The organism is Sphingopyxis soli (assembly GCF_018682675.1).
GTDB classification, from domain to species: domain Bacteria; phylum Pseudomonadota; class Alphaproteobacteria; order Sphingomonadales; family Sphingomonadaceae; genus Sphingopyxis; species Sphingopyxis soli.
This window is the reverse complement of sequence record NZ_JAFMTR010000051.1, coordinates 1-22,165: the sequence shown is the minus strand read 5'-3', so window position 1 is coordinate 22,165 and position 22,165 is coordinate 1. Positions and strand designations below refer to the sequence as shown.

General features: G+C 68.2%; 16 protein-coding genes and 2 tRNA genes. 6 read left to right on the top strand and 12 right to left on the bottom strand.

Annotation, left to right across the window (positions count from 1 at the left end):
• Nucleotides 1-488: 488 nt before the first annotated feature.
• The 6 genes from J1N50_RS07360 to J1N50_RS07335 all read right to left on the bottom strand — a co-directional run bounded on the left by J1N50_RS07360 (nucleotide 489) and on the right by J1N50_RS07335 (nucleotide 6,631).
• Nucleotides 489-563 (bottom strand) — tRNA-Glu (locus tag J1N50_RS07360).
• Nucleotides 564-628: 65 nt separating this feature from the next.
• Nucleotides 629-704 (bottom strand) — tRNA-Glu (locus J1N50_RS07355).
• Between the two features lie 123 nt (nucleotides 705-827).
• Entirely contained in the window at nucleotides 828-2,609 is a 1,782-nt protein-coding gene (gene recJ, locus J1N50_RS07350; RefSeq protein WP_215352002.1) for a single-stranded-DNA-specific exonuclease RecJ, read from the bottom strand.
• Nucleotides 2,606-4,120: a PH domain-containing protein gene (locus J1N50_RS07345; RefSeq protein ID WP_215351995.1), complete on the bottom strand. Its 1,515-nt coding sequence runs from the start codon at nucleotides 4,118-4,120 to the stop codon at nucleotides 2,606-2,608. Before J1N50_RS07345 ends, recJ begins: the two co-directional genes overlap by 4 nt.
• Nucleotides 4,117-4,644 (bottom strand): PH domain-containing protein, encoded by a 528-nt coding sequence (locus J1N50_RS07340; RefSeq protein ID WP_215351992.1) that lies wholly within the window; start codon nucleotides 4,642-4,644, stop codon nucleotides 4,117-4,119. Before J1N50_RS07340 ends, J1N50_RS07345 begins: the two co-directional genes overlap by 4 nt.
• 25 nt (nucleotides 4,645-4,669) lie before the next feature.
• Entirely contained in the window at nucleotides 4,670-6,631 is a 1,962-nt protein-coding gene (locus J1N50_RS07335; protein ID WP_215351990.1) for an alkyl/aryl-sulfatase, read from the bottom strand.
• Between the two features lie 62 nt (nucleotides 6,632-6,693).
• Between J1N50_RS07335 and J1N50_RS07330 the strand changes: the two genes are divergently transcribed.
• On the top strand, nucleotides 6,694-7,179 hold the full coding sequence (locus J1N50_RS07330) for a flavodoxin family protein (protein WP_215351981.1): 486 nt from the start codon (nucleotides 6,694-6,696) through the stop codon (nucleotides 7,177-7,179).
• 229 nt (nucleotides 7,180-7,408) lie between these two features.
• Here the strand turns inward: J1N50_RS07330 and J1N50_RS07325 are convergent, their stop codons facing one another.
• On the bottom strand, nucleotides 7,409-8,068 hold the full coding sequence (locus tag J1N50_RS07325; RefSeq protein ID WP_215351979.1) for a YggS family pyridoxal phosphate-dependent enzyme: 660 nt from the start codon (nucleotides 8,066-8,068) through the stop codon (nucleotides 7,409-7,411).
• Nucleotides 8,069-8,124: 56 nt separating this feature from the next.
• Here J1N50_RS07325 and J1N50_RS07320 point away from each other — a divergent pair, with 56 nt between their 5' ends.
• Nucleotides 8,125-8,754: a thiamine phosphate synthase gene (locus J1N50_RS07320; RefSeq protein ID WP_215351977.1), complete on the top strand. Its 630-nt coding sequence runs from the start codon at nucleotides 8,125-8,127 to the stop codon at nucleotides 8,752-8,754.
• Here the strand turns inward: J1N50_RS07320 and J1N50_RS07315 are convergent.
• The gene (locus J1N50_RS07315) at nucleotides 8,727-9,446 is read right to left on the bottom strand and encodes a hypothetical protein (protein WP_215351975.1); all 720 of its coding nucleotides are present in this window, start codon (nucleotides 9,444-9,446) and stop codon (nucleotides 8,727-8,729) included. The two genes, J1N50_RS07320 and J1N50_RS07315, sit on opposite strands and share 28 nt — an antisense overlap.
• A 278-nt stretch (nucleotides 9,447-9,724) precedes the next feature.
• Here J1N50_RS07315 and J1N50_RS07310 point away from each other — a divergent pair, with 278 nt between their 5' ends.
• The 4 genes from J1N50_RS07310 (at nucleotide 9,725) to holA (ending at nucleotide 14,573) form a co-directional block, all read left to right on the top strand.
• Nucleotides 9,725-10,186, top strand: a complete 462-nt coding sequence (locus tag J1N50_RS07310) for a DUF3576 domain-containing protein (protein ID WP_204994280.1) — start codon at nucleotides 9,725-9,727, stop codon at nucleotides 10,184-10,186.
• Between the two features lie 122 nt (nucleotides 10,187-10,308).
• Nucleotides 10,309-12,873: a leucine--tRNA ligase gene (leuS, locus tag J1N50_RS07305; RefSeq protein ID WP_215351973.1), complete on the top strand. Its 2,565-nt coding sequence runs from the start codon at nucleotides 10,309-10,311 to the stop codon at nucleotides 12,871-12,873.
• Nucleotides 12,874-12,994: 121 nt separating this feature from the next.
• Nucleotides 12,995-13,537, top strand: a complete 543-nt coding sequence (lptE, locus tag J1N50_RS07300; protein ID WP_215351971.1) for an LPS assembly lipoprotein LptE — start codon at nucleotides 12,995-12,997, stop codon at nucleotides 13,535-13,537.
• A 4-nt stretch (nucleotides 13,538-13,541) separates the two neighbouring features.
• Complete coding sequence (holA, locus tag J1N50_RS07295; protein WP_215351969.1) at nucleotides 13,542-14,573, top strand: DNA polymerase III subunit delta; 1,032 nt, start codon at nucleotides 13,542-13,544, stop codon at nucleotides 14,571-14,573.
• A gap of 197 nt (nucleotides 14,574-14,770) precedes the next feature.
• Here the strand turns inward: holA and J1N50_RS07290 are convergent, their stop codons facing one another.
• From J1N50_RS07290 to J1N50_RS07275, 4 genes are all read right to left on the bottom strand, one after another.
• Nucleotides 14,771-17,560, bottom strand: a complete 2,790-nt coding sequence (locus J1N50_RS07290; RefSeq protein WP_215351967.1) for a TonB-dependent receptor — start codon at nucleotides 17,558-17,560, stop codon at nucleotides 14,771-14,773.
• Between the two features lie 158 nt (nucleotides 17,561-17,718).
• A complete protein-coding gene (pdeM, locus tag J1N50_RS07285; protein ID WP_215351965.1) occupies nucleotides 17,719-18,429 on the bottom strand; it encodes a ligase-associated DNA damage response endonuclease PdeM in 711 nt (236 codons plus the stop codon).
• A 50-nt stretch (nucleotides 18,430-18,479) separates the two neighbouring features.
• Nucleotides 18,480-19,508 carry an aspartyl protease family protein gene (locus J1N50_RS07280; RefSeq protein WP_215351963.1) on the bottom strand — a complete coding sequence of 343 codons (1,029 nt, stop codon included), beginning with the start codon at nucleotides 19,506-19,508 and terminating at the stop codon, nucleotides 18,480-18,482.
• A 95-nt stretch (nucleotides 19,509-19,603) separates the two neighbouring features.
• A complete protein-coding gene (locus J1N50_RS07275; RefSeq protein ID WP_215351961.1) occupies nucleotides 19,604-22,012 on the bottom strand; it encodes a ligase-associated DNA damage response DEXH box helicase in 2,409 nt (802 codons plus the stop codon).
• Between the last annotated feature and the right edge of the window lie 153 nt (nucleotides 22,013-22,165).

The following is a 22,165-nucleotide window of genomic DNA, read 5'->3' as shown; positions in this document are numbered from 1 at the left end:
TCGACTGGTTTTCCAATGCCGCGCGGCAAGCGGCCCCGTTTCTCCCCCGAACGGACCGGGCGCCGGTCGACCCCAACAAACATTGGGTAGCACGCCGGCCGGAGCCGACCTAGGGGTGACGCAACGGCCGGAGGCGTACGAACGACCACCCGGCGCGCGGGGGCGCAACGACATCGCGATGGATCGGGCTGGCCGGCGCCGGATGCCGCGGCCCTGTCCATCGGCTCAACCGCACGAATTGCCTCCTGATCTTCTGCGACCCGGGTCAGGACAGTTCGGTGGTGGGGCCGGGGCGGCTGCGCTGCCCCGGCCCCTTCTTTTTGTGATGCGACAGCGGCGACGGCTACCCGGATCAATTGCGGCGGCGCTTGCGCCCCGTCGGCTCCCGATCGGCCAGAATGCCGGTCTTTTTCCGCCCCGTGGTCAGAGGGGATTGAGCCTGCACCGACGGGTCCGCCGCGGGCGGGGGAGTCTGAAATTTTGCTGGCTGGTGACCCCTACGGGAATCGAACCCGTGTTTCAGCCGTGAGAGGGCCGCGTCCTGACCGCTAGACGAAGGGGCCGTGTCGGTCGGATGTATCGGAGGGAAGGGGCCGACCGCCCGCCTGCACCCTGCCCGTCTGTACCGTGGTGACCCCTACGGGACTCGAACCCGTGTTTTCGCCGTGAAAGGGCGACGTCCTAGACCGCTAGACGAAGGGGCCGTCAAATCGGTGAAGCGGCGCCTTAGACGGGCGTTCCCGCGCGGTCAAGCGCGCGCGCGAATTTATTGCGCCGTCGCCGGTGTTCGCGTCGGCCGTCCACCCCCGGCTGGCGGGAGCCAGCCGTCAGTCGGCCCACGCGGCATCCTCGAGGTGCAGTTCGGCGGCGGGGCGGCTGCCCCAATCGTCGCGCTTGGCGCGTCCCGCGAGCCACAATTTGCGCCCGCGCGCGTTCAGCAGCGTCTGCCCCAGATCGGTCTCGGCGGCGCGAAAGGCGATCGCCTTGAACCGCGCGCCATCCTCGCCCGCGACGATCAGGCGGAGATGGTCGGTGCCGACGATCCCCGATTCGACGATTCGCACCGGTCCCGTCGCGACGCGCGGCGCGGGCCAGCCGGCGCCATAGGGCCCGGCGCTCTCGATCGCGTCGCACCACAAGGGATTGATCCCGCGCGGCGCGAGCACCGCGTCGATCAGCAGCGACTTGTCCCCGCTCGCGCGCTCGACGTCCGCCGCCAATCGCTCGTTCAGGAAGGCGCCGAGCGCATCGACCTTGTCCTTCTCGACGGTCAGCCCCGCCGCCATCGCATGGCCGCCGCCCGCGACGAGCAGCCCCGTCTCCTTCGCGGCGAGGATCGCGGCGCCGAGGTCGACGCCCGAGATCGAGCGCCCCGAACCCTTGCCGACGCCGTCGGCATCGACCGCAATGACGATCGCGGGGCGGTGCAGCTTTTCCTTGAGCCGCCCCGCGACGATGCCGATCACCCCGGGGTGCCAGCCATCGCCCGCGACGATCGCGACGGGGGCGTTGGCGCAAGCGGCGCTCGCCTCGATCGCCTGGTCGAGCACTGCCGCCTCGATCGCGCGGCGCTCCTCGTTGAGGCGATTGAGCTCCTGCGCGATTTCGGCCGCCTCTTGCGGATCGCTCGTCGTCAGCAGCCGGACGCCGAGGTCCGACTTGCCGACGCGCCCGCCTGCGTTGATCCGCGGCCCCAGCGCAAAGCCCATGTCGCTCGCGGTCGGCGGCCTGGTCAGCCGCGCGGCGTCCATCAGCGCCGCCATGCCGATGTTGGCGCGCTTCGCCATCACCTTCAGCCCCTGCGTCACCAGCGCGCGGTTGAAACCCGTCAGCCGCGCAACGTCGGCGACGGTGCCGAGCGCGACAAGGTCGAGCAGCTCGATCAGCTGTGGTTCGGCGCGGATGGCGAAATGGCCGCGCGCGCGCAGGGTGCGCAGCAACGCCGCGCCGAGCAGAAAGGCAACCCCGACCGCGGCGAGATTGCCGTGGACCGCCGCGTCGGGTTCCTCGTCGAGCCGGTTCGGGTTCACCACCGCAAAGGCCTGCGGAAGCATGGTCGCGCACTGGTGATGGTCGACGACGATCACCTCGATCCCCGCCGCCTTGGCCTCGGCGATCGCGTCAAATGCCTGTGCGCCGCAATCGACCGTGACGACCAGCTTCGATCCCGCCTCGCCGATCTTGACCAGCGCGGCGCCCGACGGGCCATATCCCTCCATCAGCCGGTCGGGAATGTACGCGCCGACGGGGACGTCGAGCGCGCGGAGCAGGCGGACGAGCAGCGCCGCCGAGGTCGCGCCATCGACGTCGTAATCACCGAAGATCGTCACCGCCTCTTGGCGCTCGACCGCATCGGCGAGCCGCGCGGCGGCGGCGTCCATGTCGCGGAACAGCGAGGGGTCGGGCATGAATCCGCGCAGGGTCGGGGTACGCTGGCGCTCGATATCATCGCGCGGCACCCCGCGCGCCATCAGCAATTGCGTGACGAGATCGTCGGGCGCGAGGCTTTCGCCGCCCCTCTCGCCGCCCCCCATTGACGCACTGGTCCGCCGCCAGTGCCACGGCTGGCCGCTGATCGAGTGGGTGATGCCCAGCGCAGCTTCGGTCATTGCCGCAGCCCTGCCGCAAGGATGCGGCTGCGCAAATCCTGTGCGACGCCGAGCGGGATCGCCGGAATCTCGTGGCTGGCAAGGCTGCTGCCGCCCGGTACCCCGAAGACGAGCGTCGCGAGGCCGAAGGGGCGGAGGATGAAGTCGGTCTTGAGGTCGACGCTCTGCACCGACGCGTGCGGCAGCAAGGTCATCTTCGGCTTCCACCAGCCGCGGCGGATCGCGACCTGGTCGCCGATATCGGCCCACAGATGATAGCGCGCCGCCCAGAGGGCGATCAGCGCGATCAGCGGCGCGGCGACGATCCCGAGCCAGCCGACGGCATTGCCGAGATAGAGCGCGATGCCGCCGCCGATCGTCGCGGCGGTCGCGCCGATGATCGGACCCAATGCGACGATGCGGTGGCTGTGCTGCCACGCCTGCGCATCATCGGGTCGGCGGATCGCGACCTCGCCCAGAACCGGGTCGATCTCCTCGATCCGGCCGAAGGGAACGACCTGATGGTCGCGCTCCTTCTCGCCGTCGCTCGCGAGGCTCTGCAGGCGCAGCTCGTGCCAGCCGAAGCGCTTGCGCAGCCAGCCGGTCACAAGGATCGCCGCCTGTACGCGCTTCACCGGCACCGCGACGTCGGTGCGCGTCGTCAGCCCGCGCGTGCGGCGGAGCGCGCGCGGCTCGCGCGTCAGGTGGAAATCCCAGTTGGCGAACATCATCGTCGCGACGCCGCTCGCGAAACCGATGAACAGCAGCGAGATCGCGGCGCCGATCCCGGCGATCCAGCGGTGCGCGAGCAGCCAGCTGTCGAGTCCGTAGCGCCCGGCGATGTCGATCCAGTCGGCGGGATTGAAGATGTTGAAATCGAACGGCAGCAGATTGTCGAAGAATTGCATACCGCCGCCGACGACCGCGAGCGCGGCGAGCGAGAAGTTGAACAGCCCGGCGACGAGCAGCCGGCGGGGCCCCATGGCGAAGAGCAGCCGGTCCTCGGCGGGCGCGGGGGCCGATTCGGGGGCATCCGCCGCGGGCGCCGCGACGGGCGTGCTGCGATGCGCGCGGATCGTCGTGCGCAGCGCCTGCGCCGCGTCGAGCCCGATCGCGTCGAGATGCGCATCATTTTCCTTGCCGCCCGCGCCCGTTTCGAACCCGACCTTGGCGATGCCGAGCGCGCGCGACACCAACCCCTGTTCGATGCTGACGTCCTGGATGCGGTCGAAGGGGATGGTGCGATGCTGGCGCGACAGCACGCCGCTTTCTATCACCACCGCGTCGTCGCCGACGATGAAGCGAAATCGCATCCATTGCAGACAGGCGGCGGCGAACGCGATCAGCAGATAGGCGAGGATTGCAGGGACGATCCAGACCCAGTTGCCGGTGAAGCCAAGCGCCGCGACCGCGGGCAGAAACTGCAGCGAGCGCGGCCCGATCCGGACAAGCGCGAGGGCCAGCGTCGCCGGATGCAGCCGCTGCCAATGCGGCTCGTCGGCGGCCGCGGGAAGGGCGGCGGCGTCGCTCATGCAAAGTCGGTCTGGATGTGGCGGCGGATCGTCTCGCGCATCGCGGCGGCGAGGTCGGCCTGCAGGCCGGGCAGGGTGACGGTGCTGTTATGCGTGCCCGAAGTGTGGACGACAAGGTGCGAGAGGCCGAACCAGCGCTCGACCGGTCCCTGCCCGACGTCGATATGCTGGACGCGCACGAAGGGGACGATCGTGTCGGTGCGGAACAGCCAGCCGCGCGCAACGCGGAGTTGCCCTTCGCCGATCCGGTAGCCCCAGCGCGAAACGCGGCGCGCGGGAAAGGTGACGATGGCGATCGCCGCGAACAGCCACGCGGCGACGCTGACGAGCCCCGTCGGTCCACCGATTCGCGGCATCACGAGCAGGTCGAACAGCGTCGCGCCGATCGCCAGCGGCAGCATGTTGAGCGCCGTCGTGATGCGCAGGACATGGCCATAGGCGGGATCGACCGGACCCAGCCCCTCGCTCGCGTTGAGCGCGTCGGGCGCGAAGGGGTCGGTGGGCGCGGCAGCGGTGTCGGTCATGATCCTCCGTTAGTCGGTTGGCGTGTCAGGGCACAACTATATTGAAGCGCGGGTCCTGCGGCGGGTGCAGCGCGAACCAGGAAAGGAACGCCATGCGGTCGCCGTCGATCCTGATCGCGCCCGACTGCATCAGTGCCGGGAACTGCGCCTGCCCCAGCATCACATCGTCGAGCGTCTTGCGATCGATGGTGATCGTCGCGGTCGGCGCCGCGTCGGTGACGCCATAGCGCGGAAACTCGACCCCGCCGCCGACGACCACCGCGACGGCCTCCTTGCTGTCGGGCAGGATGAACTGGAAGGTGCCTTTGAGGGCCGCGCCCTTCGCTGCGTCGAACCGCGTCGCGAGCGCGTCGAAGAAGACGCCGGTCGGGATCGCGCTGACGAAGCTGCGACTCTGGCCGTTGCCCGAAATGCTTTCGACCGCATTGCCGCGCAGGCTCGCGGCGGCGGCAAGATAATAGTTCCGCCACGCGCCGGACTCGGCCTGATAGCCCATCTGGTCATAGGCCGAGGCGAGCGCCGCGCGCGCGTCCTTGTTGCCGGGTTCGGCGAACACCAGCTTGTTCAGCAGTTCCGCCGCCCAGCGGTAGTCGCCCGCCCTGATCGCGTCCCTCCCCGCGGCGAGCAATTTGTCGGCGCCGCCGGCGAGCGCGACATATTTCGGCGCCGACTGTTCGGGCGGCAACGGGTTGAAATTCGCCGGATTGCCGTCCCACCAGCCGAAATAGCGCTGGTACGTCGCCTTCATGTCGTGGTTGAGCGTGCCATAATAGCCGCGCGTGCCGAAATCGCTGCCCTGCACCGGCGCCTCGGCGGTCTGATCGGCAAGCTCGTGCAAGGTCGCGCCCTTGTTGGCGAGGAACAAGGTCCGGTCGTGCACATAGCGATAGGCGTCGCGCTGGTTCGCCAGCAACTCGCTGACCTCGCCCGCGCCCCACGTCGGCCAGTGATGCGACGCCATCGCGACCTCGGCCTTGCCGCCCCATTTGAGCAGCATCGCGTCGATCACCTTCGACCAGTGCAGCGCGTCGCGCACCTGTGCGCCGCGCAGCGTCAGCACATTGTGCAGCGTGTGCGTCACGACCTCGGTCGTGTGCAGCGCCTTGTATGCGGGGATATAGAAAACGAACTCCGACGGCGCCTCGGTGCCCCCCGCGTCGAGGAACTCGAAAACCAGCCCGTCGATCGTCAGCGTGCCGCCTTTCTCCGACACCGTCTCGGTCGGCTCCATATAGCCGATCGTCCCCGACGACAGTTTCGGCCCCAGCCCGGTGTCGACCTGACCCCGCACGCCGGGCGGCACGATCGACCCGAACATATAGAGCGCGCGCCGCCCCATCGCGGTGCCGGCAAGGACGTTCTCGGATGTCGCTTCTTCCGAGAAGCCGTGCGGCGCGATGATGCGGACCTTGCCCGCCTTCACCTGTTCGGGGGTGACGATCCCGCCGACCCCGCCGAAATGGTCGCTGTGGCTGTGGCTGAAGATCACCGCCCTGATCGGCAGCGCCTTGTCCTTCGCCTCGACCGTCTCGGCGAACAGCTTCCACCCCGCGGCGGCCGTTTCTTCTGACAGCAAGGGGTCGACGACGATCCAGCCGCTCTTGCCGCGGATGATCGTCATCACCGACAGGTCGTAGCCGCGGATCTGCCAGATCCTCCCCGGCACCACCTCGAACAATCCGTGCACCGCGTCGAGCCGCGCCTGCCGCCACAGCGACGGGTTCACCGTGTCGGGCGCGTCCTTCGATTGCAGAAATTCATAGGGCCGCCGGTCCCACACCGTCTTGCCTTGCTTGTCGAGAATCACCCCGCCCGGAATCTCGGCAAGCTTGCCGCGCCGCACATTGGCTTCGTCGCGCGGGTCGTCGAGCGGCAGGCGCCTGGCGATTTCGGCCTGCGCGGTGCGCGTGGCGTCGCTCGCGGCATCCTGCGCGATCGCGGCGAACGGTATCGAGCTGGCAAGCAGCGCGGCGGTCAGTCGGCGCATGTTATCCTCCCCTGTTTCGGGGCAGCTTGCGCCGCGCCGCGGGGCTTGGCAAGCATCGCGGCATGGCCGACGCGCCGCACCTGCTGATCGCCTGGCACAGCCGCACCGGCGGCAGCGAAGCGCTTGCGCGCGCGGCCGCCGATGGGGCGGGGAGCGCGCGGCTGCTCGCGGCGGACGAGGTTGCGCCCGACGATCTGCTCGCGGCGGGCGGTTACCTGTTTGTCGGGCCAGAAAATCTTGCGGCACTGTCGGGCGCGATGAAGGAGATGTTCGACCGTTGCTATTATCCCTGCCTCGGCAGGCTCGAAGGGCGCCCCTATGCGACGATCATCTGCGCGGGCTCGGACGGCGCGGGCGCCCAGCGCCAGCTCGACCGCATCGCGACCGGCTGGCGGCTGAGGCGCGTCGCCGATCCGGTGATCGTGAACACCGATGCGCAGACGCCCGAAGCCATCCTCGCGCCCAAGACGATCCCCGCGAACCACCTCGCCGAAGCGCGCAATCTTGGCGCCGCATTGGCGGAGGGGCTGGCGTCGGGGATTTTCTAAGGCACGCGGCATCGGCACTCCGAACTGTATTGTTTGTATAATACAGCCTGGGGGCGTTGTCGATATGCACTTGAAAGGCGGTTTTGGGGTAGAAAGCCGTCGTTTTCTTCGTTCGTTACCCCCGGGCTTGACCCGGGGTCCATTCACGCAGCGCTGAAGGATTGGTTCCCGGATCGAGTCCGGGATTACGATGAAAGATATGCTAGGTTCCGGCCGATTCGCGCCAACCTCAACGCGCGCCGAACAGCGCCGTGCCGACGCGGACATGCGTCGCGCCCAGCATCACCGCGGTTTCATAATCGCCGCTCATCCCCATCGAGCGCAGCGCCAGGCCGTGGCGTTCGGCAAGCTCGTCGAGCAATGCGAAATAGGGCGCGGGTTCTTGCGTTGCGGGCGGGATCGCCATCAGGCCGTCGATCTTGAGCCCCGCGTCGCGCGCCTCCGCGAGCAAGGCGGGCAGGGCGGCAACGGCGCAGCCGCCCTTCTGCTCCTCGTCGCCGATATTGACCTGCACGAAGAGCTGCGGCTGCTTGCCCGCCTTGGCGCAGGCCTTGGCAAGCGCCTGCACCAGCGACGAGCGGTCGACCGAATGGATCGCGTCGAACAGCGCCACCGCTTCCTCGGCCTTGTTCGACTGGAGCTGGCCGATCAGGTGCAGCACGATCCCGGGGGTCTCGGCGCGCAGCGCGGGCCATTTGGCCGCCGCTTCCTGCACGCGATTCTCGCCGAAATGATGCTGGCCCGCGGCGATCAGCGGGCGGATCGCCGCGGCCTCGTGCGTCTTCGACACCGCGATCAGTTCGATCCCGGCGGGCTCGCGCTGCGCGCGCTTCGCCGCACCCGCGATATTCGCCCTTACTTCGGCCAGCCTTTCAGCAGCGTCGCTCATATTTGATCCTCGATCGGCGCGTTGCGCGCGCCCGCGACGCGCCTATAGGAAGGGCGATGGTCGGACGCCACCCCTCCTGCTCCCGAAACCTGCCTGCGATATGGCTGTTCAGCGACGAGCGGCTTGCGGCCGGGATGCGCGCGCTGGCAGCGATCGTGCCGCCGGGCAGCGGCATCGTCGTGCGCCACGACGCGCTGCCGGCGCGATTGCGCTGGCGGCTGGTCCGGCGGCTCCTGCGCATTGCACGGACCCGCAAGCTGATGGTCCTGCTCGCGGGATCGCCCGCGCTGGCACGCCGGTGGGGCGCCGATGGCGTCCATCTCCGCCAGCCGATGGCCGCGCGCGCGCGGCAGGCGCATCGCCTCGGTCTGGTCGTCACCATGCCGGTTCACGACGCGGGCGAGGCGCGCGCGGCGCGGCGCGCGGCCGCGCACGGGGCCTTCATTTCTCCGCTCCACCCGACGCGCTCGCACCCCGGCGCCCCCGCGCTGGGCCGCGCCCAATGGCTGCGACTGGCGCGGCTCGCGGGCGGGAAAGCCATCGCGCTCGGCGGGCTGACATCCGCGCGGGCGCGCGCGCTCCAGCGCGCAAGCGGCATCAAACCCGGCTGGGCAGCAATCGATGCGTGGGATCACAAAGCGGCGAAACGCCGGACAGGTCAGAAGCGGAAGGCTGTGCCGACATAGACCGCCTGGCTGTCGCGGCGCGCGTCGGTCAGCGGCTGCGCGCGGTCGTCGGTGCGATAGCGGACGCCGGCCGTCACATCGATATTCTTCGTCAGGCGATAGCTGCTGACGACATCGACATTCTGGTCGTCGCCGGGCGCGGTGACGCGGTCGGTCGCGCCGGCGGGATCGCTCGGCCGGCTGAGGACGCGTGTTGCGAAGCGCGATTTCTTTTCGGCGAGCTGTTCGGGTTCGCGCGCGACCGGCAGATTTTTGAGGTCGATGCCGCGCGGCAGCGCCGGGGTGACGAATTTCTGGAAGCCGACCGACGCGCCAAGGTCATAGGCGACGGGCGCGACCGTGATCGGCGCCTTGGCGCGGCCGGCGGTCAGCGCGGCGGTGCGCGCGGCGCTCGACGTGTCGTCGCGGCTGCGGATCACGACGGTGATCGCCCGGTTCCGGCGGCCCTCGTCGGTCAAGGCAGGGGTGAAGCTGAAGCTGCTGCGCGCTTCGGCCGACATTTTGGCGTAGCGCGCGATCAGGCGCGGATCGCCCGATGCCGGGGTGAACTGGCCGAGCAGCGTTTCCGACAGCTGGGTGTCGCGGATGCGGTCGGCGCGGGTCATCGCCGCGAGCGCAGGCGGAAGCGCGACCGAAATCGCCGCAGCGGCGACCAGCCCGGACTTCCAGAGATGTCGCGATTTCCGCGCCATTAGACTGCGACTCCAACCCCAATCGAATCCCCAGATAGGCCTGCGGCCCCGAAAATTCCAGTGATTCGCGAACGAATGATCCCGCCGTTCCGGCTTTTCGCCGAAGCTGTTGCGTTGACACCACAGTGCGACGCGTTGATGACCGCGCGATGAACGGCGGAAAAGAGGCGATTGCCGCGCTTGCGGCCCGGGAACAAGGGCGATAGAGACGCTTGCAAATTCCGCACGCGTCCGTGCCCCGATCGGGCAGGCGACGCCCAAATATAAGGTGTTCCGGCATGTTCCAGCTTCCCGTCCCTGCCACGTTCGGCCGTCGTCCGGCTGCGCTGGCGCTGCTCGGGCTCGCCGCGCTCGGCCTGTCGGCCTGCGCCGGCAAGGAAAAGCCGAAGGCCGACCTCGCCGCGTCGCAGGTGACGACGATCGGCGTGAACTCCTATCTGTGGCGCGCGTCGCTCGACGCGCTCTCTTTCATGCCGCTGCTCCAGGCCGACTCGTCGGGCGGGGTGATCATCACCGACTGGTACGCGAATCCGTCGAACCCGGGCGAGCGCATGAAGGTGACGGTGTCGATCCTCGACCGCGACCTGCGCGCCGATGCGCTGCGTGTCGCGGCGTCGCGCCAGGTGTCGCAGGGCGGCGCCTGGGTCGACGCGCCGGTGCAGGCGGCGACGGTGCAGAAGCTCGAGGAAATCATCCTCACCCGCGCCCGCGACCTCCGCCGCTCGGCCATCGAAGGCTGACGCAGTTTTCGTCATCCCGGCGAAGGCCGGGATCTCACCCTCGCGTTCTGACGCACCGGCGAGATCCCGGCTTCCGCCGGGATGACGTCCATGTTTGATCGTATCAACGGGGTAACTGACCAATGACCCGCGAAACGCGCTTTGGCGCTCTCGCCGCCGATGCCCGCTGGCAGGCCGCCTGGGACGCCGCGAACAGCTTTGTCACCACCGACTCCCAGAATGCCGATGGGGCCGCCAAGCCGAAGGCCTATATCCTCGAGATGTTCCCCTATCCCTCGGGGCGCATCCATATGGGGCATGTCCGCAATTATGCGATGGGCGACGTGCTCGCGCGCTTCAAGCGGATGACCGGCCACGACGTCCTTCACCCGATGGGCTGGGATGCGTTCGGCATGCCCGCGGAAAATGCTGCGATGGAAAAGGGCGTCGCGCCGGGCGGCTGGACGCGCGACAATATCGCGTCGATGCGCGCGCAGCTGAAGCGCCTCGGCCTCGCGATCGACTGGAGCCGCGAGCTCGCGACCTGCGAACCCGACTATTACGGGCAGGAACAGGCGCTGTTCCTCGACATGCACGCGGCGGGGCTCGTCACGCGCAAGGAAAGCTACGTCAACTGGGATCCCGTCGACATGACCGTGCTCGCGAACGAGCAGGTGATCGACGGGCGCGGCTGGCGCTCGGGCGCGCTGGTTGAAAAGAAGAAATTGTCGCAGTGGTTCCTCAAGATCACCGACTTCGCCGACGAATTGCTCGAAGGGCTGAAGGGTCTCGACCAGTGGCCCGACAAGGTGCGGCTGATGCAGGAAAACTGGATCGGCAAGTCGCAGGGGCTCGAATTCAGCTTCCGCATGGCCGGCGGCGCGCCGGGCTTCGACGTCTTCACGACGCGCCCCGACACGCTCTATGGCGCGAGCTTCGCAGCGATCTCGCCCGACCATCCGCTCGCCGAGCGCCTCGCGAAGGATTCGCCCGAACTGGCGGCGTTCATCGAGGAGTGCCGGCGTCAGGGCACCGCCGCCGAACAGCTCGACACCGCCGAGAAGATGGGCTTCGACACCGGCTTGTCGGTCGAACACCCCCTCGATCCGAACTGGCATTTGCCGGTTTGGGTCGTGAACTATGTGCTGATGGATTATGGCACCGGCGCGATCTTCGGCTGCCCGGCGCACGACCAGCGCGACCTTGATTTCTCGCGCAAATATGGCCTGCCCGTCCACCGCGTGATTGCCGACGGCGACGAGACCGGACAGGTTTTCCACGGCGACGAGGCCTATGTTGGTCCCGGCAAGCTGGTGAACAGCCATTTCCTCGACGGCATGACGATCGAGGAAGCCAAGGCCGCGATCATCGCGCGCGCCGAGCATGAGGGCTGGGGCAAGGGCACGACCGTGTGGCGCCTGCGCGACTGGGGCGTCTCGCGCCAGCGCTACTGGGGCACCCCGATCCCGTTCATCCATTGCGACGCGTGCGGGCTGGTGCCGGTGCCGAAGAGCCAGCTTCCCGTCGTGCTGCCCGAGGACGCCGATTTCTCGGTCCCCGGCAACCCCCTGGACCGCCATCCGACGTGGAAGCATGTCGCCTGTCCGAGCTGCGGCGGCGACGCGGTGCGCGAGACCGACACGCTCGACACTTTCGTCGATTCGAGCTGGTATTTCCTGCGCTTCGCCTCGGCGCCCGCGGACAAGCCGTTCGATCCCGACGTCATCCGCCGCTGGCTGCCGGTCGACCAGTATATCGGCGGCATCGAACATGCGATTCTGCATCTGCTCTACGCGCGCTTCTGGACCCGCGCGCTGAACAAGCTGGGGATGATCGACATCGAGGAACCCTTCGCCAGCCTGTTCACGCAGGGGATGGTGACGCACGAAACCTATAGCCGCGACCAGGGCGAGGGCCATGCGCCGGTCTTCTTCACCCCCGACGAGATCGTCCGCACCGCCGACGGCGCGACGCTGGCGGCCGATGGCGCTCCGGTCGATGTCGGCCGCGTGATCAAGATGTCGAAGTCGAAAAAGAATGTCGTCGATCCCGACGCCATCCTCGACCAGTACGGCGCCGACGCCGCGCGCTGGTTCATGCTCTCCGACAGCCCGCCCGAGCGCGACCTGCCGTGGAGCGAGGCCGGGATCGAGGGCGCGTGGCGCTTCGTCCAGCGCCTGTGGCGGATCTTTGGCGAGACCGAAAATGCCGGTGACGGCGGCGAGGACCGGGCACTTGCGCGCAAGCTGCATCAGGCGATCGCGGGGGTTGCGGCCGATATCGAGGCGCTGGGTTTCAACAAGGCGGTCGCAAAGATCCACGCGCTCGCGAACGAGATCGAAAAGGCGCCGCCGTCGGCGACCCGCGCCGAGGCGTGCCGGACGCTGATCCTGCTCGTCGCGCCGATGATGCCGCACCTTGCCGAAGAGGCGTGGGCGGCGCTGCCGGAAGGCCAGCGCACGACCGCGATGATCGCCGACGCCGCATGGCCGGTCGCCGATCCCGCGCTGCTCGTCGACGACGAGGTGACGATCGCGATCCAGGTCGCGGGCAAGCTGCGCGACACGATGACGCTTGCGAAGGGGATCGACAAGGGCGCCGCCGAAGCCGCGGCGCTCGCGCGCCCGCGCATCGTCGAACTGCTTGGCGGGGCCGCGCCGAAGAAGGTGATTGTGGTCCCCGACCGTTTGGTGAATATCGTTCCGTAAGGGCTGGCATCTCCATCTCCGTTCGCATCGAGCGAAGTCGAGATGCCCATCGTTCGGGCTTGCCTTCCGGGTGTCTCGACTTCGCTCGACACGAACGGAATAAGGGTTACTGGTGCTTAAGATGCGTAGTCTTCTCGTCTCCTCGCTTGTTGCCGCCTCGCTGGCGCTCGGCGGCTGCGGCCTGCGCCCGCTCTATGCGAACGGCAGCAAGGGTGCGGTGGCGCAGGTGCTCGCCGACGTCGACGTCGCGCCGATCGAGGGGCATTCGGGCTGGCTGGTCCGTAACGCGCTCCGCGACCGGTTGCAGGCGACGCAGGCCGGGCATGGCGCGGGCAAACGGCTGCGGCTCGACGTGCGGCTCGAGGATTCGATTACCGGCTTCGGCGTCCGCGCCGACGATGCCGTGACGCGCGAGCGGCGGACGCTGCGCGCGCGCTACCAGCTCGTCAACGCCGCGTCGGGCGAGGTGTTGCTCGACGCGACCGCGGCGCAGGACGCCGGGATCGACGTCGTCGGCAGCGAATATGCAACGATCGCCGCCGAATCGACCGCGCTCGAACGGCTCGCCTCGGGCGTCGCCGACCAGATCGTCGCACGGCTCGCGGTGTTCGCGAACCGTGGCGGCGGCGAGTCCGCCGACCCGCCGGCGGCGCCTGGCGGCTAGGCTCGTGAAGAGCGTCAAGCCCGCCGACTTCGAACGCCAGACCCGCCTCGATCCCGCGGTTCGCTTCGCGCTCCTCACCGGGCCCGACGAGGCGACGATGGGCGCGGTCGCGCAGCATCTGATCGGGCTGGCCGGCAAGGACGCCGAACGGCTGGACCTTACCGGCGCGCAGCTGTCGCAGGATCCGTCGCTGCTCGCCGCCGAGGCGGCGTCGATGTCGCTCTTTTCGCCCGCACGCGTGATCCGGCTCGAAATCCCGGGCAACGGCGACGACAGTCTCGCCGCGGTCGAGGCGCTGCTCGCGGCCGACACCGTCATCAACCCGGTGATCGCGACCGGCGCGTCGGTCACCGCTAAGTCGAAGCTCGTCAAACTGGTCGAAGGGTCGGACCATGCGGTGGCGGCGATCTGCTACCAGCCCGACCGCCGCGCGCTCGTCGGCATCGCGATGGCCGCGGCGCAGGAACAGGGGCTGCGGCTCGCCAATGCCGAGGCGCAATTGCTCGTCGACCTCGTCTCGGGCGACCAGGCGCTGATGCGCCGCGAGATCGAGAAGATCGCGCTCTACCTCGACGCCGCGCCCGACCGGCAGCGGCAGGTGACACCCGCCGACATCGCCGCGCTCGGTGCCGCGACGCACGAGGAAGATGTCAGCGAATGCATCAACGTCGCGCTCGGCGGCAAGGTGCGCGACCTGCCCGAGATGCTGAGCACCGCGGCGGCGGTCGGCGTCGCCGAGATCCGCATCATCCGCGCGCTCGGCATCCGCGCGATGCAGCTCGCGCGGCTGCGGGCAGAGGTTGATGCCGGAGCCCACCCCGCGACCGTCGTCGCGGCGAAGAGCAGCGGCGTCTTCTGGAAAGAACGCGACGCGGTGACCGCGCAGCTCCACATCTGGGATTCGGTCCGCGTCGCGCGGCTGATGACGCGGCTGCTCGATTGCGAGCGCGCGCTCAAATCCTCGGGCACCGCGGGCGCGGTGCTGTTCCGCAAGCTGATGACCGACATCGCGCATCAGGCTGCGCGGGCGCGCTGACTGTTTCACACGAAGACGCGAAGAGATGGTGTCGGCCGCAAAGCGGCTCTTTTCCGCCGTGTCGCGGGGGGCGCGACGATGATCATATAAGGGGCCTGTCGGCCCGGAATCGTGATCTTCGCGGCTTCGCGTGGGACAAAAAGAAACCGCCCGTTCGCGCAAGCGAGCGGGCGGTTCCCGTAACCCTGCCTACGCGATCAGAATTTGCCGCGCAGCGTCACGCCATAGGTCCGCGGCTCGGCAAGGAACTGCGAGAAGAGCTGGCGGCCGCCCGGATATTGCGGGTCGGCGAAGGCGGTGCCGGTCGACGTGCCGCCTTCCTGGAACGGCGAGTTGAACGCCACCTGGGCATATTGCTTGTTGAAGATATTCTGGCCCCAGAATTCGATGCCCCATTTCTCGTCGGGACCGCGCAGGCCGATGCGGGCGTTGAAGATCGCATAGCCATTCTGTTCCTTCTGCGGGAACAGGTCGGAACCGGTGTTATAGTCGCTGGTCATGCGGCCATCGATATAGACGAGGCCGGTGAGCCCGCTGCTGCCGATATCGGGGGTCCAGGCGATGCTGCTCGTCGCGACCAGTTCGGGCGCGTTCGACAGGTTGTTGCCGGGAAGCAGGCGCAGCGCCTGATCGAGCGGAGCGCCCGAATCATTACCGACCAGATTGCCGCGATATTTGGTGCGGGCATAGGTCAGCCCCGCGGTCATGCGGAAGCTGCGCGCGGGGACCAGCGAGGCTTCGAGCTCGAAGCCCTGCGAGCGCACACCGTAACCGACGTCGTCCGACGGGCAGGCGCCCGTGGTCGCCGCCGCCGCATTATAGTTCGGTGCGCCGGTGAACTTGCTTTGGTCGCGGTCGCCGCCGTTCAGGCTGCTCGAACAGCCGTTGATGTTCTGGACGAGGAAGACCGTGCCGTTGAACGTATTGAGCTGGAAGCTCGAGAAGTCCGACCGGAAGAAGGTCAGCCCGGCGCTGAACGGACCGCTCGAATATTTGGCGCCCAGCTCGTAGCTGTTCACCGTTTCCGGATCGAACTGCAGGTTGCCGACCAGCGATTGCGCGCCGCCCGGGGTGGCCGCGAACGGCAGGATCGGGGACTTCAGCGCCGACCCGTCGAGGTTGAAGCCACCTGCCTTGTAGCCGCGCGAGTAGCTCGCATAGACCATCAGGTCGTCGACCGGCTTGAACGACAGGATAGCCGTGCCGGTGAATTCGTCCTCGCTCCGCTTGTCGTTGATCGACACATTGTTGAGTTCGGCGGTCGAATTGCCTTGGCAGCTGAGGCCGATGAGGGCGCCGGCGAGCGCGCGCGCGGTCGCGTTCGTGCTCGACAGATCGTCGAGAACGAGTCCCTGCACCGTGGTGCAAACCGTGTTGTCGTTGGTGAAGGTCGCCGAGAACTTCTTCTTGTCGTTCGTGTACCGCAGCCCGAACGTGAAATCGAGCGTGTCGGTGATGTGGAAGATATTGTGCGTGAAGAGCGCCCAATTCTCGCCATTCTGACGATAGACGTCGTTGATGCTGCCGCGGTCGTTGAGACCGTCGAGCGCGGTGAAGGCGGCGAGAATGTCGGGCCCCGATGCGCCGCTGGCGCCTGCGATCGTCGCGGGTCCGACGCCCGGAACAACGCAGAGCGGGTTGGTGGGCGAATAGAGGCCGGCGAGGCCGCCGCCCGAGATGATGCGGCAGTTCGCGAAGCGGCCATATTGGCTGCCGAAGCGCAGGTTGTCGCGCACGCGCAGCTTTTCGTTGGCATAGAAGCCGCCGACCAGCCAGTCGAGCTTGCCGTCGAACGCCTCGCCCTGCAGGCGCAGCTCCTGGGTGAAGGTGTGGAACTGGCGATAGGCGTCGTCGCTCGGGGCGCGATAGAGGATGTCGACCGCATTATAGTCGACGTCGCCCGCCTGGCCGGAGCGATATTCGCGGTAGGCGGTGATCGAGGTCAGCGTCGCGCCGCCGAGATCATAGTCGATCTGGCCCGAGAAGCCGTAGTCTTTCGTCTTGCCGGCAAAGCTGCGTCCCGGGGTGACCGAGATATTGCGGCTATAGCCCTGGTTGAACGCCGCCAGCGGCTGGCCGAGGTCGGCGAGCACGCGCACGATATTGTTCGTCGTCGCGCTTGCGGGCACGCCGGGATTGTTGAGGTTGCCGATGTACGGATTGACCGACGAACTGACATAGGTCGCCGCGCAGCATTCCTCGTCGCGATAGGTATAGTCGGCGATCAGCCGGACCGACAGCGCGTCGGTCGGCTCGAACAACAGCTGGCCGCGCAGGAAATAGCGGTCGCGGTTGTTGACGTCGCGATTGTTGTTGGTGTCATTGTAGAAGCCGTCGCGCTTCACCCACACGCCGTCGAGGCGCGCGGCGAGCGTGTCGCCGATCGGGCCGGTGACGCTGCCGGCGAGGCGCCAATAGTCATAATTGCCATAGGTGATCTCGCCATTGGCGCCGAAGTTGAAGTCGGGCTTCTTCGAATAGATGCTGATCAGGCCCGCCGACGAGTTGCGGCCGCCGAGCGTGCCCTGCGGGCCGCGCTGCACCTCGATGCGGTCGATTTCGCCGAGTTCGTTGAGGCCGATCCCGGACCGCGAGCGATAGACGCCGTCGATGAACACCGGAACCGAGCTTTCGAGGCCGGGGTTGTCGCCGACCGTGCCGATGCCGCGGATACGCGCCGAGCCGTTCGCTTCCGAACCGGTCGAGGAGACGAGCAGCGACGGGGCGACCTGGTTCAGCTGGCGGATGTCGTTCGCGCCGCTGTTCTGCAGCGTTTCGGCGCTGACCGCCGAAATCGCGACCGGCACGTCGGACAGCAGCTGGGCGCGGCCCTGCGCCGTGACGACGATCGGCGCGTCGGCGCTGTCGTCGGTGGTGTCGGCGGCATCCTGCGCAAAGGCGGGGACCGAAACGGCGGCTACGGCGATCGATACGCCAAGCGCGCTGCTGCGCAAAAGGCGCGCGGCACGAAGGGAAGAAGTTGTCATAACGGGCACTCCTCTCAACATTTCATTATTTTTGTTGCCTGCCGAACATATCGAAATTGATCCGCCGATCCAGCCGGAGGCCTGCATTTGCGTCGTTTTTCGGGGGGTGATGCTTTTTGGCCACAGGCGGGGCAGCGGTGCGCCACACGCCGGACGGGTCAGCGGCGCGCGGCGATCCGGCTTTCCGTAACGTCATTGTCGCCCACGCCGCGGCATGGAATCGACAGCAAGCGTCCGCGTGCGACGAGCATCGCCCGATAGGGTCCGGTGAAATTGCGGGCGATTGCAGAATCTTCGGCCGCAAGGCCGCCGGTCAGGCTGCCGAAGGCGGGCAGGATCAATCGCTGCGCATCGCCTGCAAAACAGGGGCGCGACACGGGGCGCCCGCGCAGGCTCAGCCGCAGTTTGGGGTGGAAATGCCCCGAGATTTCGGGCCGGCTTTCCTGCGCCTCGCTCTGGTGGCGAAACACGATCCCGTCTCTCTCCAGTTCGTCGGCGACCTCGCCGCCCCACGCGCCGCCCGAAAGGCCGTCGTGATTGCCCGCGATCCACACGAGCTTCGTCGCCGCGGCATGGTTCAGCAGCCGCCCGGCGACCGCGGGCGCGATGCGCGCGGCGGCGTCGCGGTCGTGGAAACTGTCGCCAAGGCACCACAGCTGGCGCGCGCCGGTGTCGGCGACCAGCCTTGCCAGCCGGTCGAGCGTGTCGTGGCTGTCATAAGGGGGCAGCGGCTGGCCGTGCGCGGCGTACCAGCTCGCCTTTTCGAGGTGCAGGTCGGCGACGACCAGCGCGCCGTGCCGCGGCCAGAACAGCGCGCGATCGGCGAGCATCCGAAAGCTGTGGCCAGCAAAATCGAAGGCGACGGACATCGCCCCGCTATGGCGCCGCTGGCGCCCGCGGGCAACTCCCCAGTCCGCGGTTAGCTTCCGCGCACCGCCATATTCGCGGCAAGGCGGAGTTTCGTGTCGCGGCTCGCGCCGTCGGGCAGATCGAAGACGACGCGCTTGTTCGGGAAGTCGATCTCGACCCGGTCGAACAGCGCGAGGCTGTCCATCCCCAGCAGCAGCGCGGGCCGGTCCTCCAGCCCGAGCGCGCGAAAGGCCTGGCTGTCGGCGAAGCTTACCGGCAGGTCGTTGACGTCCATGCCGGTGATCACGATCCGCTTGATCGCCGTGCGCAACGCCGGCACCGCCTCGCCCGACACCGCGTCGAGGGTCGACTCGATCAGCGGCAGCCGGTTCGCGCGGCGGCTCATCACCAGCTTTTGCAGGGCAAGGTTGCCGACGCTGGTCTGCGCGCCGGTGTCGACGATCACGTCGATCCGCTTTCCGTCGAGCCGCGCGTCGGACAGGATCAGCCGCCCGGCCGAGTTGCGCGCCATCACGACGATCGCATCATCGTCGCGGATGAGCGGCCGCGACTGCTTGCGCGTTTCGAGAATCTGCATGCTCTGCTTGCGGAAATCGATCAGGATTCGCCGTTCCTCGAGCATGTCGACGCCGATCAGCCCGGCGGCGCCGATGTGGCGCCCCGAAAAGGCGGGCGCATCGACGGCGGCAAGATGAAGGTCGGCCATCTGCAGCGCGGCGATGCGGTAGCTCGCCACCGTCGCGGACCCGCCGATCGTCGCGAGGCGCAGCTTCTCGCCCTCGACCAGCTTCAGCCGCTCGGCGAGTTCGCGCGCGATCACCGTGCGCTCGGCGCCGGTGTCGACGAGGAAGGAAAAGGGCCCCTGACCGCCGACCATGACCTGCACCGCCATCCGCCGCGTCGCGTCGAGGTCGAAGGGCTGGACGATCGGGGTCACCACGACCGGCGGATCGATCGTCGTGCCGGGCGGCACCGCGGGTGCGGCGGCCGGCTCGGCCGGGGCGGGCGATGCGCCGGCCAGCAACGGCGCGGCGAGCAAAAGCGCCCAAGGGACGGACCGCTTCGAAACATGGGTCATCGCAGGCATCCTCGCTATATTTTGCGCCAATCTACGCCTCCTCGTCTTTCGCGGCAAGCGAAACGCCGGTTACGATACCGGGCCGGATCGGGGCGCTAATCGGCGCGCATCGCCGCCTCGGCCAGCGTATCGGCCAGTTCGCCAAGCAGCGCGTCGTCGAGGTCCGATGCCGCGACATTCTCGCGCCCGATCAGCACCAGCACCGGGATCGCGAGCGGGCTGATCCGGTCGAGCCGCTGGTGCACCATCGTCCCGGCCGCGCGGTCGAGCAGGTCGCCGAGCCGCGCGACGTCGGTCAGCCGCTCGCGCGCGTCGGCCCAGGCGGCCTCGAGCAGCAGATGGTCGGGCTCATATTTGCGCAGCACGTCGAAGATCAGGTCGGTCGAGAAAGTGACCTGCTTGCCCGTCTTGCGCTTGCCCGGATGCTGGCGTTCGATGAGGCCGCCGATCACCGCGACCTCGCGAAAGGCGCGCTTCAGCAGGTGCGAATTTTCGACCCATTCGACGAATTCTTCGGACAATATTTCGGCATCGAACAGATTTTCGGGATGCAGGACCGGGCGCAGCGACCAGATGGCGAGCGCATAGTCCGACGCGACGAAACCCAGCGGCTGCAGCCCCGCGCGCTCCATCCGCTTGGTGATCAGCATGCCGAGCGACTGATGCGCGTTCCACCCCTCGAAGGGGTAGCAGACCAGATAATGATGCCCCTCGTGCGGGAAGGTCTCGACGAGCAGCTCGCCGGGGCGCGGCAGCACCGACCGCAATTGCTGCATCTCCAGCCAGAAGCGCACATCCTCGGGAAAACGCCGCCAGCTTGCCGGATCGGCGAGGAAGCCGCGCACGCGGTCGGCGAGCCGCGTCGACAGCGCCATGCGCGCGCCGACATAGGAGGGAATGCGCGCGGGCCGCGTCGTCGCCCGCACGATCAGGTCGGTGTCGCGGATGCTCTCTACCTCGAGGCTCAGGCCTGCGAAGGCAAAGGTGTCCCCGGTCACCAGCGTGCTCGCGAAATATTCCTCGACGCTGCCCAATCGGCGCCCGTTCCTGAAGCGCACATCGAGCGTCGGCGCATCGACGATGATCCCGGCGTTGAGCCGGTGCTGCGCCGCGAGCTTCGGATGCGCGATCCGCCAGCCGCCGTGGCCGTCGGGCGCCAGACGCCGGAACCGGTCGTAGCTTTTGAGCGCATAGCCGCCGTCGCGCACGAAACCGAGCAGGCGGCCGAAGGTCCCGGCATCGACCCAGCGATAGGGCGCCGCGCTGCGGATCTCGCCCAGCAGCACCTCCTCCCTGAACGGCGCCGCGCAGGCGAGCGCCATCACATGCTGCGCGAGCACGTCGAGCGCGCCGGGGCGGAAGCGGTCGGCGTCGCGCTCGCCCGCCTCGACCGCGTCGAGCGCGGCGCGCGCCTCCAGATATTCGAAGCGGTTGCCGGGAACGATCAGCGCCCGGCTCGGCTCGTCGAGCCGGTGGTTCGCGCGCCCGATCCGCTGGAGCAGCCGCGAGCTGCCCTTGGGCGCTCCCATCTGGATCACGCAATCGACATCGCCCCAGTCGAGCCCGAGGTCGAGGCTCGACGTCGCGACGAGCGCGCGCAGCCGTCCTTCGGCCATCGCGGCTTCGGCGCGCTGGCGCGCCTCGCGGTCGAGGCTGCCGTGGTGGATCGCGATCGGCAGCGACAGGTCGTTGACCTTCCACAATTCCTGAAAGATCAGTTCGGCGAGGCCGCGCGTGTTGCAGAAGATGATCGTCGTGCGGTTCGCCGCGACGACCTCCATCACCTGATGCACCGCCCAGCGCCCCGAATGCCCCGCCCACGGCACCGCGCCCGCGGGCAGCAATATGGCGATGTCGGGATCGGCGCCCGCCTCGCCCTCGACCAGCGTGACCTTCCCGGCATCGGCGTCGGGAGCCAGCCAGCCGGCATATTGCACCGGATCGGCGATCGTCGCCGACAGGCCGACGCGGCGCAGGCCGGGCGCGATGTGCTGAAGCCGGGCGAGCGCCAGACTGAGCAGATCGCCGCGCTTGCCGGGCGCGAAGGCATGGATTTCGTCGATCACCACGGTCTTCAGATCGGCGAACATGGTGAAGCTGTCGGGATAGGATAGCAGCAGCGACAGCGATTCGGGGGTCGTCAGCAGGATGTTCGGCGGCCGGCTCCGCTGCCGCGCCTTCTTGTCGGACGAGGTATCGCCGCTGCGGCTCTCGACGCTGATGTCGAGGCCCATCTCCGCAATCGGCGCGGTGAGGTTGCGCTCGACGTCGGCGGCGAGCGCCTTCAGCGGCGACACATAGAGCGTGTGCAGCCGGTCCGTCGGGTTCGCGGCCAGGTCGACAAGGCTCGGCAGGAACCCCGACAAGGTCTTGCCCGCCCCCGTCGCGGCAACGAGCAGCGCGCTCTCGCCGCGCTGCTCAGCCGCCAGCATCGCGGCCTGATGCTGCCTGAGCCGCCACCCGCGCGCGGCGAACCAGTCGTGGAAGGGCGCGGGGAGAGGCATAGGCGGAAGGTGGGGCGGGACGGAAGGGCGTGCAATGTTTTCTTGATCGTCGGCTGGCGACCGGAAGTTGTCCTTCCTTGTCTCGTCACTCCGGACTTGATCCGGGGTCCATTCGCGCAGCGCTGGAAAAATGGATTCCGGATCGAGTCCGGA

Coding starts and splice junctions, on each gene's coding strand:
- recJ (WP_215352002.1), bottom strand. CDS start 2,609: ATGACCGAAGCTGCGCTGGGCATCACCCACTCGATCAGCGGCCAGCCG.
- J1N50_RS07345 (WP_215351995.1), bottom strand. CDS start 4,120: ATGAGCGACGCCGCCGCCCTTCCCGCGGCCGCCGACGAGCCGCATTGG.
- J1N50_RS07340 (WP_215351992.1), bottom strand. CDS start 4,644: ATGACCGACACCGCTGCCGCGCCCACCGACCCCTTCGCGCCCGACGCG.
- J1N50_RS07335 (WP_215351990.1), bottom strand. CDS start 6,631: ATGCGCCGACTGACCGCCGCGCTGCTTGCCAGCTCGATACCGTTCGCC.
- J1N50_RS07330 (WP_215351981.1), top strand. CDS start 6,694: ATGGCCGACGCGCCGCACCTGCTGATCGCCTGGCACAGCCGCACCGGC.
- J1N50_RS07325 (WP_215351979.1), bottom strand. CDS start 8,068: ATGAGCGACGCTGCTGAAAGGCTGGCCGAAGTAAGGGCGAATATCGCG.
- J1N50_RS07320 (WP_215351977.1), top strand. CDS start 8,125: ATGGTCGGACGCCACCCCTCCTGCTCCCGAAACCTGCCTGCGATATGG.
- J1N50_RS07315 (WP_215351975.1), bottom strand. CDS start 9,446: ATGGCGCGGAAATCGCGACATCTCTGGAAGTCCGGGCTGGTCGCCGCT.
- J1N50_RS07310 (WP_204994280.1), top strand. CDS start 9,725: ATGTTCCAGCTTCCCGTCCCTGCCACGTTCGGCCGTCGTCCGGCTGCG.
- leuS (WP_215351973.1), top strand. CDS start 10,309: ATGACCCGCGAAACGCGCTTTGGCGCTCTCGCCGCCGATGCCCGCTGG.
- lptE (WP_215351971.1), top strand. CDS start 12,995: ATGCGTAGTCTTCTCGTCTCCTCGCTTGTTGCCGCCTCGCTGGCGCTC.
- J1N50_RS07290 (WP_215351967.1), bottom strand. CDS start 17,560: ATGACAACTTCTTCCCTTCGTGCCGCGCGCCTTTTGCGCAGCAGCGCG.
- pdeM (WP_215351965.1), bottom strand. CDS start 18,429: ATGTCCGTCGCCTTCGATTTTGCTGGCCACAGCTTTCGGATGCTCGCC.
- J1N50_RS07280 (WP_215351963.1), bottom strand. CDS start 19,508: ATGACCCATGTTTCGAAGCGGTCCGTCCCTTGGGCGCTTTTGCTCGCC.
- J1N50_RS07275 (WP_215351961.1), bottom strand. CDS start 22,012: ATGCCTCTCCCCGCGCCCTTCCACGACTGGTTCGCCGCGCGCGGGTGG.